This window comes from Comamonas koreensis (assembly GCF_014076495.1).
GTDB classification, from domain to species: Bacteria; Pseudomonadota; Gammaproteobacteria; order Burkholderiales; family Burkholderiaceae_C; genus Comamonas; species Comamonas squillarum.
Map to the genome: position 1 here is coordinate 2,226,476 of NZ_CP043575.1, position 15,230 is coordinate 2,241,705.

The 15,230-nt window shown below is 64.7% G+C and carries 12 protein-coding genes; 9 read left to right on the top strand and 3 right to left on the bottom strand.

Features of this window, described 5'->3' with window-relative positions; translation table 11 throughout:
- Positions 1–156: 156 nt before the first annotated feature.
- The gene (gene dnaG / locus F0Q04_RS09945) at positions 157–2,220 is read right to left on the bottom strand and encodes a DNA primase (RefSeq protein WP_232539571.1); all 2,064 of its coding nucleotides are present in this window, start codon (positions 2,218–2,220) and stop codon (positions 157–159) included.
- Between the two features lie 136 nt (positions 2,221–2,356).
- Between dnaG and F0Q04_RS09950 the strand changes: the two genes are divergently transcribed.
- Complete coding sequence (locus tag F0Q04_RS09950; RefSeq protein WP_182345308.1) at positions 2,357–4,003, top strand: acyl-CoA synthetase; 1,647 nt, start codon at positions 2,357–2,359, stop codon at positions 4,001–4,003.
- Between the two features lie 77 nt (positions 4,004–4,080).
- On the opposite strand, the gene F0Q04_RS09955 is transcribed toward F0Q04_RS09950, so the two are convergent.
- Positions 4,081–5,898, bottom strand: coding sequence for a glutamine--tRNA ligase/YqeY domain fusion protein (locus F0Q04_RS09955; RefSeq protein WP_182345309.1), 1,818 nt, complete (start codon positions 5,896–5,898; stop codon positions 4,081–4,083).
- Between the two features lie 207 nt (positions 5,899–6,105).
- Here F0Q04_RS09955 and F0Q04_RS09960 point away from each other — a divergent pair, with 207 nt between their 5' ends.
- The 8 genes from F0Q04_RS09960 (at position 6,106) to gsiD (ending at position 14,803) form a co-directional block, all read left to right on the top strand.
- The gene (locus tag F0Q04_RS09960) at positions 6,106–6,453 is read left to right on the top strand and encodes a hypothetical protein (RefSeq protein ID WP_232539573.1); all 348 of its coding nucleotides are present in this window, start codon (positions 6,106–6,108) and stop codon (positions 6,451–6,453) included.
- A 156-nt stretch (positions 6,454–6,609) separates the two neighbouring features.
- On the top strand, positions 6,610–7,071 hold the full coding sequence (aroQ, locus tag F0Q04_RS09965) for a type II 3-dehydroquinate dehydratase (RefSeq protein ID WP_182345310.1): 462 nt from the start codon (positions 6,610–6,612) through the stop codon (positions 7,069–7,071).
- Between the two features lie 8 nt (positions 7,072–7,079).
- Positions 7,080–7,961 (top strand): alpha/beta fold hydrolase, encoded by an 882-nt coding sequence (locus F0Q04_RS09970; protein WP_182345311.1) that lies wholly within the window; start codon positions 7,080–7,082, stop codon positions 7,959–7,961.
- 53 nt (positions 7,962–8,014) lie between these two features.
- On the top strand, positions 8,015–9,034 hold the full coding sequence (locus F0Q04_RS09975; protein ID WP_182345312.1) for an isoaspartyl peptidase/L-asparaginase family protein: 1,020 nt from the start codon (positions 8,015–8,017) through the stop codon (positions 9,032–9,034).
- Positions 9,035–9,362: 328 nt separating this feature from the next.
- The gene (locus F0Q04_RS09980; RefSeq protein WP_182345313.1) at positions 9,363–11,267 is read left to right on the top strand and encodes a dipeptide ABC transporter ATP-binding protein; all 1,905 of its coding nucleotides are present in this window, start codon (positions 9,363–9,365) and stop codon (positions 11,265–11,267) included.
- A gap of 101 nt (positions 11,268–11,368) precedes the next feature.
- Entirely contained in the window at positions 11,369–12,901 is a 1,533-nt protein-coding gene (gene gsiB / locus F0Q04_RS09985; RefSeq protein WP_182345314.1) for a glutathione ABC transporter substrate-binding protein GsiB, read from the top strand.
- A gap of 3 nt (positions 12,902–12,904) precedes the next feature.
- The gene (gsiC, locus tag F0Q04_RS09990; RefSeq protein ID WP_116925015.1) at positions 12,905–13,825 is read left to right on the top strand and encodes a glutathione ABC transporter permease GsiC; all 921 of its coding nucleotides are present in this window, start codon (positions 12,905–12,907) and stop codon (positions 13,823–13,825) included.
- A gap of 15 nt (positions 13,826–13,840) precedes the next feature.
- Positions 13,841–14,803 (top strand): glutathione ABC transporter permease GsiD, encoded by a 963-nt coding sequence (gsiD, locus tag F0Q04_RS09995; RefSeq protein ID WP_182345315.1) that lies wholly within the window; start codon positions 13,841–13,843, stop codon positions 14,801–14,803.
- 103 nt (positions 14,804–14,906) lie between these two features.
- Here the strand turns inward: gsiD and F0Q04_RS10000 are convergent, their stop codons facing one another.
- On the bottom strand, positions 14,907–15,230 hold the full coding sequence (locus F0Q04_RS10000) for a tetratricopeptide repeat protein (protein WP_182345316.1): 324 nt from the start codon (positions 15,228–15,230) through the stop codon (positions 14,907–14,909).

The window sequence follows — 15,230 nt, forward strand, 5'->3', positions numbered from 1 at the left end:
GCAAATCGCATGATTCTTCATACGGGCCCGGTCCGGAGGTGCTGCTGTCGCTCTTGCCGATGTGTCAAATATTATACCTTTTTGGCCAATGTCAAGGGCCTGTACGGCAATCGGGGCAAATATTTTTATATGCCCCCTGGCAATTTGGAGCCGCGCCTATTTATTGACCTGGCGCTTGAGCAGGCCGATGCGGTGGAAATTGCTCTGGTAGCGGCGCAGCGCCTGCGGATCGGAGGCCTGGGTAACCAGCTGGCGGTTTTGCTCCTCGAGCTGGTCGAGCACGATGCGGCTGAGGGAGTCGCGCAGCTCGGCGCGGATCTCATCGAGCGGGCCATCAATCTGGGCATGCTGGCCCCGCATCAGCGCGGTGGCAAAGGCCTCGACCGCATGGCCTCGCAGGTGCTCGCGCAGCACGGCCCAGGACTGGGCGCCGTGGCTGAGGAACTGCTGCTCGACCCAGGCGAACAGCGGCCCATGGGGGGCGGGCAGCTGGGCAAGGGTGGCGGCGTCTTCGGGCGAGAAATTCTCCAAAAATGCCATGTGCGACAGCAGCAGGCGCGCGGCCTGGTCTTCGCGGGTCACCGCTACGCTGGGCATTGGCGGTTGCGGCTCGGGGCGGGGCTGCCAGCCGCCTTTGCGGCCCCCCTGGCCGGGGCGCCACTCGCCACTTCGCTTGGTGTAGCCGTTGCCGCTGCCATGGGCGCCGCGCGGCTCGCCAAAGCTGTCGTTGCGCTGGCCGGGGTAGCGGTCCATGGCCGTGTCGCTGCCCCAGGGCGGCGCATCGCCATAGGCGGGCATGCTGTCAGCGCCCACCGGCGGGGCATCCCAGGAGGGCGCGTGGCGCGGGCCGCTGCTGGCCGCAGCCTGGCCAGCGCCGCTTTGGCGCGCCTGCTCTTGCGCAGTGGCCTTTTGCCACAGGCCTTCCAGCTCGGCGGCGGGCAACTGGGCCTTGTCGGCGATCTCACCGAGCAACTGGCGCTTGAGGGCGCCATCGGGCAGCAGGTTCCACAGCGGGCGGGCGTTGCTGGACATGCGGGCCCGGCCTTCGGCCTGGCCCAGGTCGCACAGCTCGCTGGCCGCTTCGAGCAAGAAGCGCGACAGCGGCGTGGCGTCATGCACATGGCGGGCAAAGGCGTCGGCGCCATATTCGCGCACAAAGCTGTCCGGGTCGTGCTCGGCGGGCAAGAAGAGAAACTTGATGCTACGGGTGTCGCTGGCATAGGCCAGCGCGCCATCGAGCGCCTTGCGGGCCGCGCGGCGGCCGGCGGCATCGCCGTCAAAGCTGAAGACGACGGTGTCGGTAAAGCGGAACAGCTTGTGCACATGGTCGGGCGTGCAGGCGGTGCCCAGGGTGGCCACCGCATTCGGAAAGCCGAGCTGGGCCAACGCCACGACATCCATATAGCCCTCGGTCACCAGCACATAGCCATGCTCGCGGATGGCGGTGCGGGCCTCAAACAGGCCATAGAGCTCGCGGCCCTTGTGGAAGACCGGGGTTTCGGGCGAGTTCAGGTATTTGGGCTTTTCATCGCCAAACACACGGCCGCCAAAGCCGATGCATTCGCCCTTGATATTGCGGATGGGGAACATCACCCGGTCGCGAAAGCGGTCGTAGCGCTTGCCTTCGCCGTCGTCCGATTCAATCACCAGGCCCGCTTCGACCAGCTTGGGATCGTCATAGGCGGGGAAGATACTCGCCAGGCTGCGCCAGCCCTCGGGCGCATAGCCCAGGCCAAAGCGCTTGGCGGTGACGCCGCTGACGCCCCGGCCTTTAAGGTAGGCAATAGCCTTGGGCGACTGCGACAGCTGCTTGCGGTAGGCGTCACCCGCTTTTTCGAGCAGGTCGGTGAGCGAGGCCTGCTTTTCGCGCGCCTGCGCCGCGCGCTCGCGCTGCTGAGGCGAGACATCGTCCTCGGGCACCGGCAGGCCCACGCTCTGGGCCAGGTCGGTCACCGCTTCGCGAAAGCCCATGCCGGTGTGATCCATCAGAAAACCGATGGCATTGCCGTTTTTGCCGCAGCCAAAGCAGTGGTAGAACTGCTTGGAGGGGCTGACGCTGAAGGAGGGCGATTTCTCGCCATGGAAGGGGCACAGCCCCATGAGGTTGGCGCCGCCTTTTTTCAGCTGCACATAGCGGCCGACCACATCGACAACGTCGACGCGGGAGAGCAGCTCCTGGATAAATGACTGGGGGATGGACACCCGGCTATTGTCGCGCATGCCGGGCTGCGCCGCCGCAGCGCCACCCCAATCTGCCCCCGGGTCAATGGCAAATCCCGGCTATTGGTCACGTGACAGCGTGCAATGTTCGTGTCAGCCGCTTGTGGCACAGTGTTTGCCGAGGAGACACGCACTGATGAACAGCATTTTTGACACCGGGCTCGAGCAAAACGGGGCCAACCACACCCCCATGACCCCGCTGGGCTTTATCGCCCGCAGCGCCGAGGTCTACCCCGAGCGCCTCGCCATCATCCATGGCGAGCTGCGCCAGACGTGGGCGCAGACCTATGCGCGCTGCCGCCAGCTGGCCAGCGCCTTGCAGCAGCATGGCATTGGCAAGAACGACACGGTGGCGGTGATGCTGCCCAACACGCCGCCGATGGTGGAGGCGCATTTTGGCGTGCCGATGGCAGGGGCCGTGCTCAACACCCTCAACACCCGGCTCGATCCGCAGACGATTGCCTTCATGCTGGACCATGGCGAGGCCAAGGCGCTGGTCGTGGACCCGGAATACGCCAGCGTCGTGGCCAAGGCCTTGGCGCTGCGCCAATCGCAGGCGCCCATCCTGCTGGTGGATGTGGAGGATGCGCTCTACGGCGAGGCCAGCGAGCGGCTGGGGAACCTCAGCTACGAGGCCTTGCTGGCCCAGGGCGATGCCGGTTTTGACTGGCAGCTGCCCGGCGATGAGTGGGACGCGATTGCGCTCAACTACACCAGCGGCACCACGGGCAACCCCAAGGGCGTTGTCTACCACCACCGGGGCGCGGCGGTGAATGCCATCAGCAATGTGCTGGAATGGGACATGCCCAAGTTTGCGGTCTACCTGTGGACCCTGCCGATGTTCCACTGCAATGGCTGGTGCTTTCCCTGGACGGTGGCGCTGCGCGCCGGCGTCAATGTCTGCCTGCGCCGGGTCGATGCACAGGCCATTTTTGCGGCGATCAAGCACCATGGCGTGAGCCATTACTGCGGCGCGCCGATTGTGCACAGCCTGCTGGTCAATGCGCCGGCGGCCTTGAAGGAAGGCGTGCCCGCTGGCGTCAAATGCATGGTGGCCGGTGCTGCGCCGCCTGCGGCCATGATCGAGGGCATGGAGCAGCTGGGCTTTGACCTGACCCATGTCTATGGGCTGACGGAGGTCTATGGCCCGGTGATGGTCTGCGCCCAGCAGCCCGACTGGCAGGGCATGGATGTGGGTGAGCGTGCCCGTCTCAACGCCCGCCAGGGCCTGCGCTACCACCTGCAGCGCGATGCCCAGGTGCGCGACCCGGAGACGCTGGCGCCGGTGCCGCAGGATGGCCAGACCATGGGCGAGATCATGCTGCGCGGCAATATCGCGATGAAGGGTTACCTGAAAAACCCCGAAGCCACGCAGGAGGCGTTTCGCGGTGGCTGGTTCCACACCGGTGACCTGGCGGTGCAGGACCCCGATGGCTATATCAAGATCAAGGACCGCAGCAAGGACATCATCATCTCGGGCGGCGAGAACATCTCGTCGATCGAGGTCGAGGATGTCCTCTACCGCCACCCCGCCGTGCTGGCTGCGGCCGTCGTGGCCAAGCCCGATGCGCGCTGGGGCGAGACGCCTTGCGCCTTTGTCGAGCTCAAGCCTGGCGCCCAGGTGAGCGCCGAGGACATCGTTGCCCACTGTAAAAAGCATTTGGCCGGCTTCAAGATCCCGCGTGCGGTGGTGTTTGGCGAGCTGCCCAAGACCAGCACCGGCAAGATCCAGAAGTTCGAGCTGCGCAAGCAGGCGGGGTCTGCAGACGCGATAGACAGCTGATCCGGCCTGAACACCCATGAAAAAACCCGCCGCAGCTTGCTGGGGCGAGTTGGGGTTCAGCGGATCAGGCCTGGCGCTTACTTGCCCCAGGAATCCTTCAAACCGGTGATCTTGTTGAACACCGGCTTGTCGCTGCGGTGGTCATGGCGGTCGGCCACAAAGTAGCCAAAGCGCTCGAACTGGAACTTGTCATCGGGCTGCGCAGCCTTGAGCGAGGGCTCGACATAGGCGGTCACGACCTTGAGGCTATCCGGGTTGAGCAGGGCCAGGAAGTCCTTGCCGCCGGCATCGGGCTGCGGATCGGTGAACAGGCGGTCATAGAGGCGCACTTCGGCTTGCACGCCATCGGCCACGCCCACCCAGGTGATGGCGGCCTTGACCTTGACGCTGTCCGCACCAGGGGTGCCGCTCTTGGTGTCGGGCACCACGGTGGCCAGCACCTTGGTGATCACGCCATCGGCATCCTTCTCGCAGCCGGTGCATTCGATCACATAGCCGCCCTTGAGGCGCACCTTGTTGCCGGGGAAGAGGCGCTTGTAGCCCTTGGGGGGGACCTCGGCAAAGTCTTCGCGCTCGATCCAGACCTCGCGGCCCAGGCTGAAGTGGCGCTCAGGCGCGGCCTGGCCTTCTGCCGGGTGGGGCAGGGCGGGCAGGCTGCAGGCTTCGAGGTGCTCGGCACTGCCAAACACCTCGGCCCAGTTGCTCAGCTCCAGCTTGACCGGGTCCAGCACCACCATCGCACGGTGGGCCTGGTTCTCCAGGTCTTCGCGCAGGCAGCCGTCCAAGGTGGCGTAGTCGATCCAGGCGTAGTCCTTGGTGACACCAATGCGCTCGCAGAAATTGCGGATGGACGCGGGCGTGTAGCCACGGCGGCGCAGGCCGACGACGGTGGGCATGCGTGGGTCGTCCCAGCCGCTGACCAATTGGTTGTCCACCAGGTGCTTGAGCTTGCGCTTGCTGGTGATCACATAGGTCAGGTTCAGGCGCGAGAATTCGTACTGGCGCGGCTGGGGCGCATCGATCAGGCCGCCGCTGCGCAGGTGGTCCAGCAACCAGTCGTAGAAGGGGCGCTGGTCCTCGAACTCCAAGGTGCAGATCGAGTGGGTGATGTGCTCGTAGGCGTCCTCGATCGGGTGCGCAAAGGTGTACATTGGGTAGATGCACCATTGGTTGCCGGTATTGTGGTGCTCGGCATGGCGCACCCGGTAGATCGCAGGATCGCGCAGGTTGATATTGGGCGCCGTCATGTCGATCTTGGCGCGCAGCACGGCCGCGCCATCGGGCAGCTTGCCATCCTTCATGTCGGCAAAGCGCTGCAGGTTCTCGGCCACGCTGCGGTCGCGGAACGGGCTGTTGACGCCCGGGCGCGTGAAGTCGCCCCGGTTGGCGCGCATCTCTTCGGCCGACTGCTCGTCGACATAGGCCAGGCCTTGCTCGATCAGGTAGACCGCGCAACGGTACATGAAGTCGAAGTAGTTGCTGGCGTAGTAGAGGTTTTGCTCGCCGCTCGGGTCCTTCCAGTCAAAGCCCAGCCAGCGCACGGCATCGATGATGCCGTCCACATACTCCTGGTCTTCCTTTTCCGGGTTGGTGTCGTCAAAGCGCAGGTGGCAGACGCCGCCAAAGTCGCGTGCGAGACCAAAGTTCAGGCAGATCGACTTGGCGTGGCCCACGTGCAGGTAGCCGTTGGGCTCAGGCGGAAAGCGGGTGCGGATCTTGGCCTGGTCGATGGGGCCCTGCTGGTGGTGCTGGGCATCGCCAGGCGTACCACCCCAGTGGCGCTGGGCGTAGCTGCCTTTTTCGAGATCGGACTCGATGATTTGTCGCAGGAAATTGGTGGGTTTGACCACTTCGTCACTACCGTTGTGCGAAGCGCTCGGGGCAGGTGCATTCATAGTTGTGTATTCTAAGGGAGTACCCTGATGGCTGGAACGTATTGCGGTTTCTGGGGCTCTGACCCGAACTTGGGCATGCCATTTACGCTTTGCAACAGGATATCTTGTCTTGAAACCATAATTTGCAGAGCCTTTGGTATCTTTCTGCCTGCTTGCCGCGTTGAAAGTTCAATGACATTTTTCAGGGATTCTCGCAAGGAGATCAATATGCGCAATTCGATGCTGAAACAAGGCTCTCGCTGGGCCGCCGCTGCGGTGCTGACTGGCTTGGCGCTGATGAGCGCTGGCGCCAATGCCAGCCGGGTGTCCTGGTCGGTGGGTATCAACGTGCCCGCACCGGTGTACGTGGCCCCCGCGCCGGTGTACGCACCCCAGCCCGTCTATGTGGCGCCTACCCCTGTGTATGCACCCCAGCCGGTCTATGTGGCGCCGCCACCCCCTGCCGTGGTCTACCGCCCCGCACCCGTGTACCGCCCAGCGCCCGTGTACTACGGCCCACCTCCCGGCCGCTACTACCGCCACCATCGCCACGACCGCGATTACTACCGCTATTGAGCTGCATGGCAGCTTGCGCAACCGATGCCCTGGCCCGCCAGGGCTTTTTTATGGGTGCTTGCCGGGGGGCCCAACCGCCCAGCTGTCGCTTGGGCTGTGCGCTGGGGCGCCGAATGCTCGGATAATCCACAGCTGTTGTCCGTTGTGGAAGCTGAGATGAAAACTGTTTTTGTACTGAACGGCCCGAACCTGAACCTGCTGGGCCTGCGCGAGCCCACCATCTATGGTGCCCACACCTTGGCCGATGTCGAGCAGCTGTGTGCCCAGGCGGCCGCCCGCAACCAGCTGGCGCTGCGTTTTCACCAGAGCAACCATGAAGGCGCGTTGATCGACTGGCTGCACGAGGCGGGCCAGCTGCAGCGCGAGGGCCAACTGGCCGGCGTGGTGCTCAATGCCGCGGCCTACACCCACACCAGCGTGGCCTTGATGGATGCGATCAAGGGCGCGGCGCTGCCGGTGATCGAGCTGCATATCAGCAACGTCCATGCCCGCGAGGCCTTCCGCCACCATTCCTATATTGCGCCGGTGGCCAAGGCGGTCATCTGCGGCCTGGGGGTGCAGGGCTACAGCATTGCGATCGATGCGGTGACCCAGGTACTGCTCGGACAGACCGCGTGAGCGTTGCGATGTCGGATGTTCTAGACACCCGCACTGCGGGCTTGCTGCCGCTGCCGGCGCTCTACGAGACGCTGTTGGCCCAGGCGACACGGCGGACCACTGTTTTTGAAGGCCAGACTGTGGTCTGGCATAGCTGGGGCGAGCGCCGACCTGGCACGCTGCCCTTGGTGATGCTCCATGGCGGCAGCGGCAGCTGGACCCACTGGATCCGCAATATCGATGCGCTGCTCGCCCAAGGCTATGAACTCTGGCTGCCCGATCTGCCGGGCTTTGGCGACTCCGACCCGCCAGCGGTGGGTACCGACGCCGATGCCATGCTCGCGCCCTTGCATGCCGGCATGGCGCAGCTGGATCTGCTGCCTTGCCAGCTGATGGGTTTCTCCTTTGGCGGTATGACGGCGGCCATGCTGACCGCCGCCTACCCGCAGGCGGTCGAGCGCCTGGTGCTGGTGGGGGCCCCTGCCATGGGCGTGGTGCCGGAGAAGCAGTTCAGCTTGAAGGGCTGGCGCCATCTGAGCGACCCTGCCGAGCAGCAGGAGATGCACCGCTACAACCTGGGCGCGTTGATGCTCTGGGATGCCGCCAAGATAGACGACCAGGCCCTGGCCGTGCACCAGCACAATGTCGTTCGGGACCGCCTGCCGCGCCGGCGCCTGGCCAACACCGATATCCTGGCGCAGTCGCTGCCGCAGATCGCCTGCCCGGTCGCTGCGATCTATGGCGCCTATGACGCCCTGTACAAAAGCTATATGCCCGCGCTGGAGCACCAATACCGCGCGGTTACGCCCCATCTGCAGGCCTTTGTGCGGCTGCCCGACAGCGGCCATTGGGTGCAGTATGAGCAGCCCGAGGCCTTTATCGCCACGCTGCTGCCGCTGCTCTCTTCCTGATTGAACCACCTGGAACCGGCTGGCCGCGCAACGGCGCGAGCGGCCCAAGCACTATGACCACCTCTATCTCCTCCTTTCGCCCCGTGATCGCCATCCATGGCGGCGCCGGCACCATCACCCGCGCCTCCATCACCCCCGCGCAGCAGCAGGCCTACCGGGAGGCCTTGCGCGATGTGCTGCAAGGCGCGCAGCAAAAGCTGGCGGCAGGTGCGCCTGCCGAAGAAGTGGCCGTGGAGGCCGTGCGCCTGCTCGAAGAATGTCCGCTGTTCAACGCCGGGCGCGGCGCCGTGTTCACGGCCGATGCCACGCATGAGATGGATGCCTGTGTGATGCGCGGGCGCGACCTGGCCTGCGGCTCGCTCGCCGGGGTCAGCACCGTGCGCAACCCGGTGCGCGCCGCCTTGGCGCTGATGGAGGCGGGCGGGCCCGTGTTCATGATTGGCGAAGCGGCCGAGCGCTTTGCCCAGGCCCAGGGCTGCGAGATGGTGGCGCGCGACTGGTTCTCGACCGAGCAGCGCCTGACCCAGCTGCGCACCGTGCAGGCCGCAGCGCTGGCGTCGGGCCGCGAGCAGGTGGCGCTGGACCACACCGCGCAAAGCCAGACCCAGGCCCAGGCCGCGCCGCTCGATGAGCGCAAGAAGATGGGCACCGTCGGTGCGGTGGTGCTGGATGTGCATGGCCAGCTGGCTGCCGCCACCTCGACCGGTGGCCTGACCAACAAAAAGCCGGGGCGCGTCGGTGACTCGCCCGTGGTGGGCGCGGGCACCTATGCCAAGCATGGCGTGGTGGCTGTGTCCTGCACCGGCGTGGGCGAGGCCTTTATCCGGGGCTCGGCCGCCCACACGGTGGCCGCGCGCGTGGAGCTGCTGGGCGAGTCGGTGGCCCAGGCCACGGCCGAGGTCATCCACCGCGTGCTGCCACCGCTGGGCGGCGACGGCGGCCTGATTGCGGTGGGCGCCGATGGCGAAGTCTCGCTGTGCTTCAACTCCGAAGGCATGTACCGGGGCCAGATCGGCATCGATGGCGAGGCGCTCGTGGCCATTTATGCCAACGACGCCTTGGCTCCAGCGTGATCGTGCATCGCTGAGACAGGGGGCCACCAACGGGCCCTGACCCGACCCCGGCGATGACGGGGTGGCTTGCCTGCAACGGGCAAGCCGCCGCACCACGATGGTGCGCGCCTCTGCGGCAATTGCGTAGGTGAAAACCATAGGCCGTTTTGCCTCCAAACCCGCCCCCCGGCTTTCTACAATTGCAAACACTGTCACCCAGGTGAATATCTATGCCTCAGTGTTCTTGCCAACACGGGGATTTTTCTCAAGGATTTGTCCCAACCCGGGTGCCTGTCCTGCTTTACGGCTTGTGCCTTCTTCGCGAAGCCCAGCACTGCCCCTTCTACCTATGTCCAACCCCAGTTCTACTCCCGTCCACGATGACCTGACGCCGCCCGTTTTGCAGGTGCGCGATCTGTCCGTGAGCTTCAAGACCGAGCAGGGGCGGGTGCAGGTGGTCAAAAACCTGAACCTCGATGTCTACGCCGGCCAGACCCTGGCAGTGGTGGGCGAGTCGGGCTCGGGCAAGTCGGTCACGTCGCTGGCGCTGATGCGGCTGGTGGAGACCGGCGGGGGCCAGATCGACAGCGGCTCGATGCTGCTGCGCGGCCGCCATGCCGGCACGATCGACCTGGCCAAGGCCACCTCCGCCCAGATGCGCCAGGTGCGCGGGGCCGATATGGCGATGGTGTTCCAGGAGCCGATGACCTCGCTCAACCCGGTGTTCACCGTGGGCGAGCAGATTGCCGAATCGATTCGCTTGCACCAGGGCAAGTCCAACAGCGCGGCGATGGCCGAGGCGCTGCGCATGATGGAGCTGGTGCGCATTCCCGAGGCCCGCAATGTGCTCACGCGCCACCCGCACCAGCTGTCTGGCGGCATGCGCCAGCGCGTGATGATCGCGATGGCGCTGTCCTGCAAGCCCTCGCTGCTGATTGCCGATGAACCGACGACGGCGCTGGATGTGACCATCCAGGCCCAGATTCTGGCGCTGGTGCAGGAGCTGCAGCGCGAGATGTCCATGGGGGTGATCTTCATCACCCACGATATGGGCGTGGTGGCCGAGGTGGCCGACCGCGTGCTGGTGATGTACCGCGGCGACAAGGTCGAAGAGCAGGACTGCGTGCAGCTGTTTGCCAACCCGCAGCAGACCTATACCCGCAACCTGCTGGCCGCCGTGCCGCAGCTGGGCGCCATGCGCGGCAAGGATTTGCCCGAGCGCTTCAGTCTGCTGGGCCAGAGCGCGCAGGCCGAGACCACTGCGCCCGAGACATCGACCGTGCAAGCCGGTGAGCCGGTGTTGCAGGTCAACAAGCTCGTGACGCGTTTCCCGATCAAGGAAGGTCTGTTTGGCGGCGTCAAGCGCCAGGTCTATGCGGTCGAGCAGGTGAGCCTGAGCCTGCAGCCGGGCGAGACCTTGGCGGTGGTGGGAGAGTCCGGTTGCGGCAAATCCACCACGGGCCGCGCGCTGGCCCGTTTGATCGATTTCCAGTCCGGCGATGTGCAGGTGGCCGGGCGCGATATTGCCAAGCTGCAAGGCGCGCAGCTGCAGGCGCTGCGCCGCGATATCCAGTTCATTTTCCAGGACCCGTTTGCCTCGCTCGATCCGCGCCTGACCGTGGGCTACAGCATTCTGGAGCCCATGCTGATCCACAAGCTGCTGCCGCGCGAGCAGGCCGAGAAAAAGGTGGAGTGGCTGCTGGAGAAGGTCGGCCTGCCCCCGGTTGCCGCCAACCGCTACCCGCATGAATTCTCGGGCGGCCAGCGCCAGCGCATCGCCATTGCCCGCGCGCTGGCCCTGAACCCCAAGGTGGTGATTGCCGATGAGGCGGTCTCTGCGCTCGATGTGTCGATCCGCGCGCAGATCATCAACCTGATGATGGACCTGCAGCGGGAGTTTGGCATTGCCTTTTTGTTCATCTCGCACGATATGGCCGTGGTCGAGCGCGTCAGCCACCGCGTGGCCGTCATGTACCTGGGCCAGATCGTCGAGATCGGGCCGCGCCGCGCGGTGTTCGAGAACCCGCAGCACCCCTATACCAAGCGCCTGATGGCGGCCGTGCCGATTGCCGACCCGACGCAACGCCGCCAGCACACCTTGAATGTGGCCGAGATCCCCAGCCCTGTGCGCGGGGTGGACGACCCGCCGCGCGTGCTGCCGATGCGCGAGGTGGGCCCGGGCCACTGGGTGGCCCAAGAGATGCCGCAGCCCGCGGTGCCTGCCGGCCAGGTGCAGGATCTGCAGCCGGCTTGAGCCCGCGCAGGATTGCCCAGCCGAGTAACGCCAAGAATGTAGTGGGTCTGGTCGCCGCCGTGGTGGGCCAGCCGATGCAAAACCTGAAGAGGAGAGTTGATATGCAACGACGTTTGACTTCGATCGCCGCCGCCATGCTGCTGGCGGGTACTGCGTTTTCGGCCCATGCGGCCAAGGACGTGGTGGTAGCGGTGGCTTCCACCTTCACGACCACCGACCCCTATGACGCCAACGACACCTTGTCGCAGGCCGTGGCCAAGTCCTTCTACGAAGGCCTGTACGGCTTCGACAAGGACATGAAGATGGTCCCCGTGCTGGCCACCGGTTTTGAGGTGAGCAAGGACGGCCTGGTCTACACCTTCAAGCTGCGCAGCGGCGTGAAGTTCCACGACGGCACGCCCTTCAACGCAGAAGCGGTCAAGCAGACCTTCGAGCGCGTGATCAACCCGGACAACAAGCTCAAGCGCTACAACCTGTACAAGAACATCGCCAAGATCGAAGCGGTGGACGATCTCACCGCCAAGTTCACGCTCAAGGAGCCGTTTGCGCCTTTCGTCAACTCGCTCGCCCACCCCTCGGGCGTGATCATCTCGCCCGCTGCGCTCAAGCAGTATGGCAAGGACATCGTGCAGCACCCCGTGGGCACGGGCCCCTTCAAGTTTGTCGAGTGGAAGCCATCCGACTACATGAAGGTTGCCAAGTTTGATGGTTACTGGCAAAAGGGCCTGCCCAAGGTCGATTCGATCACCTGGCGCCCGGTGGTGGACAACAACACCCGTGCCTCGATGATGCAGACCAACGAAGCGCATTTCGCGTTCCCGGTGCCGCCCGAAGCCGTGGCCAATCTGGAAAAGAAGCCAAGCCTGGAAGTCACCAAGGCCCCGTCCATCATCCATCGCTACATCTCGATGAATGTGACGCAAAAGCCGTTTGACAACCCCAAGGTGCGTGAGGCGCTGAACTACGCGATCAACAAGGAAGCACTGTCCAAGGTGGCGTTTGCCGGCTCGGCCATTCCTGCCGAAGGCGTGCTGCCCAAGGGCGTGGAATTTGCCACCAAGCTGGGCCCCTGGCCCTACGATCCTGCCAAGGCCAAGGCCTTGCTGAAGGAAGCCGGCTACCCCAATGGCTTTGAGAGCACCCTGTGGTCGGCCTACAACCACTCCACCGCCCAGAAGGTCATCCAGTTTGCCCAGCAGCAACTCGCGCAGGTGGGGGTGAAGGTGACGGTGCGTGCGCTCGAAGCGGGCCAGCGCGTCGCTGAAGTGGAATCGGTGCAGGATCCAGCCAAGGCCGCAGTGCGCATGTACTACGTGGGTTGGTCCTCGTCCACCGGCGAGGCAGACTGGGCGATGCGTCCGCTGCTGGCCGGTGAGAGCGCGCCTCCACGGGGCTTTAACACCGCCTACTACAACAACGCCGAAGTCAATGCCGACATTGCCAAGGCGCTGGTGACCACCGACACCGCGGCACGCGGCAAGATCTACGCCGATGCCCAGCAAAAGATCTGGAAGGATGCGCCCTGGATCTTCCTGAACACCGAGCAACTGGTGTCTGTGCGTGCCAAGAACCTGTCTGGCTTCTACGTCATCCCTGACGGCAACTTCAACTTTGTTGACCTGGACCTGAAGTAATCCATGTATCGCTACCTGCTCAAACGCTTGCTCGGGCTGATACCGACACTGCTCATCGTGGCGGTGCTGGTGTTCGGTTTCGTGCACATGCTGCCCGGTGACCCCGCGCGCCTGGCTGCTGGCCCCGAAGCCGGCCCGGAGACGATCGAACTGGTCCGCAAGGACCTGGGGCTGGACCTGCCCCTGCACCAGCAGTTCGTGCGTTTCTTCAGCAATGCGTTGCAGGGCGATTTTGGAAAATCCATCCGGACCAAGCGCCCGGTCTCGCAAGAGATTGCCGAGCGCTTTGGCCCGACCTTCTGGCTCACCGTGATGGCCATGGCCTGGTCGGTGGTGCTGGGCATGTTTTTGGGCATTGTCTCGGCCGTCTGGCGCAACCAGTGGCCTGACCGGCTGGGCATGACCCTGGCGGTGTCGGGCATCTCGTTCCCGTCGTTTGCGCTGGGCATGCTGCTGATGCAGTATTTCTCGGTCAAGCTCGGTTGGCTGCCCACCGTGGGTGCGGACAGCTGGAAGCACTATGTGCTGCCGTCGCTGACCCTGGGCGCAGCCGTGGCGGCCGTGATGGCGCGCTTTACCCGCAGCTCCTTCATCGACATCCTCAAAGAGGACTATGTGCGCACCGCGCGTGCCAAGGGCTTGAAGGAGACCGTGGTCGTCATCAAGCATGGCCTGCGCAATGCGATGATTCCGGTGGTGACCATGATGGGCCTGCAGTTCGGCTTTTTGCTGGGCGGCTCCATCGTTGTCGAGGTGGTGTTCAACTGGCCTGGCATGGGCCGCTTGCTGGTCGACGCCGTCGAGATGCGCGACTACCCCATCATCCAGGCCCTGGTGCTGCTGTTCTCGCTGGAATTCATCCTGATCAATCTGGTGGTCGACCTGCTTTATGCCTGGATCAACCCCACCATCCGTTACCGCTAAGCAGGTGCTTTGGCCATGACTACTCCGAACGCTCCTGAATCTGCCGACCGCGCTGTGGCGGCGGCCCACACGGTCTCTACCGCCGGCGCTGCTGCGCCGTCCCTGCCTGCCAACCTGGCCGCATCGACGCGCATGCGCACGCCGATGGCCGAGTTCTGGCGCAAGTTCAAACGCCAGAAGCTGGCCTTGTTTGCTGGCGTCTTCATCATCGCACTGGTGCTGGTGGCCGTCCTGGCGCCCTGGATCGTGCCCTACGATGCCGAGAACTTCTTCGACTACGACGCGCTGAATTCGCCCCCCACGGCCAAGCATTGGTTTGGTGTCGATTCGCTGGGCCGCGACATCTTCAGCCGCATCCTGGTGGGCGCGCGCATCTCGCTGGCGGCGGGTTTTGTGTCGGTCGCCATCGGCGCGGTGATCGGTGCCATCCTGGGGTTGCTGGCCGGCTATTACGAAGGTTGGTGGGACCGCTGCGTGATGCGCATGTCCGACGTGCTGTTCGCTTTCCCCGGCATCTTGCTGGCCATCGGTATCGTTGCCATCCTGGGCAACGGCATGATCAATGTGATCATGGCCGTCGCCGTGTTCAGCGTGCCCGCTTTTGCCCGCCTGGTGCGCGGCAATGTGCTGGCGCTCAAGCAGCAGACCTATATCGAGGCGGTGCGCTCCATCGGCGCGCCCGACCGGGTCATCATGCTGCGCCACCTGCTGCCGGGCACCGTCTCGTCGGTGGTCGTCTACCTGACGATGCGTATCGGCACCTCGATCATCACGGCCGCCAGCCTGTCCTTTCTGGGCATGGGCGCGCAGCCGCCGACGCCGGAGTGGGGCGCGATGCTGAACGAGGCGCGCAGCGACATGCTCAATGCCCCGCATGTGGCGCTGTTCCCGAGCCTGGCGATCTTTGTGACCGTGCTGGCCTTCAACCTGCTGGGCGATGGCCTGCGCGATGCATTGGATCCCAAACTGGACAACTGACCTTCGGCACCTGGCAGGGTGCAAGCAAGGTAAAACAAAGAAACGGCAAGCGCCTTGGCGGCCTTGCCGTTTTTTTATCGGTGATCGCCACCGCTAAGGCTGCTTATTCAGCGGCTTTTTGCAGGCGTTTCAAGAACACCGTGAGCTCCTTGACGGTCTGCGTGTCACCCTGCTGCTCCGCCACCTGCAGGCCTTGCTGCCAGCTCGCCTGCGCTTGCATGCGGGCATCGGGCACGCCCGATTCCAGCTGGGCCTTGCCCAGCAGCTTCCAGGCGGCCGAGTACTGCGGATTCTGGGCGACGGCCTGCGCCAGGTGCAGCGCGGCGGCCGCATAGTCCTCTTCCTTCAAGCAGGCCTGGCCCAGGCCAAAGCGCAGCACCGCGCTGTCTTGCCCCTTGGTCAGCAGTTTTTCCAATCCTTCGCGCAT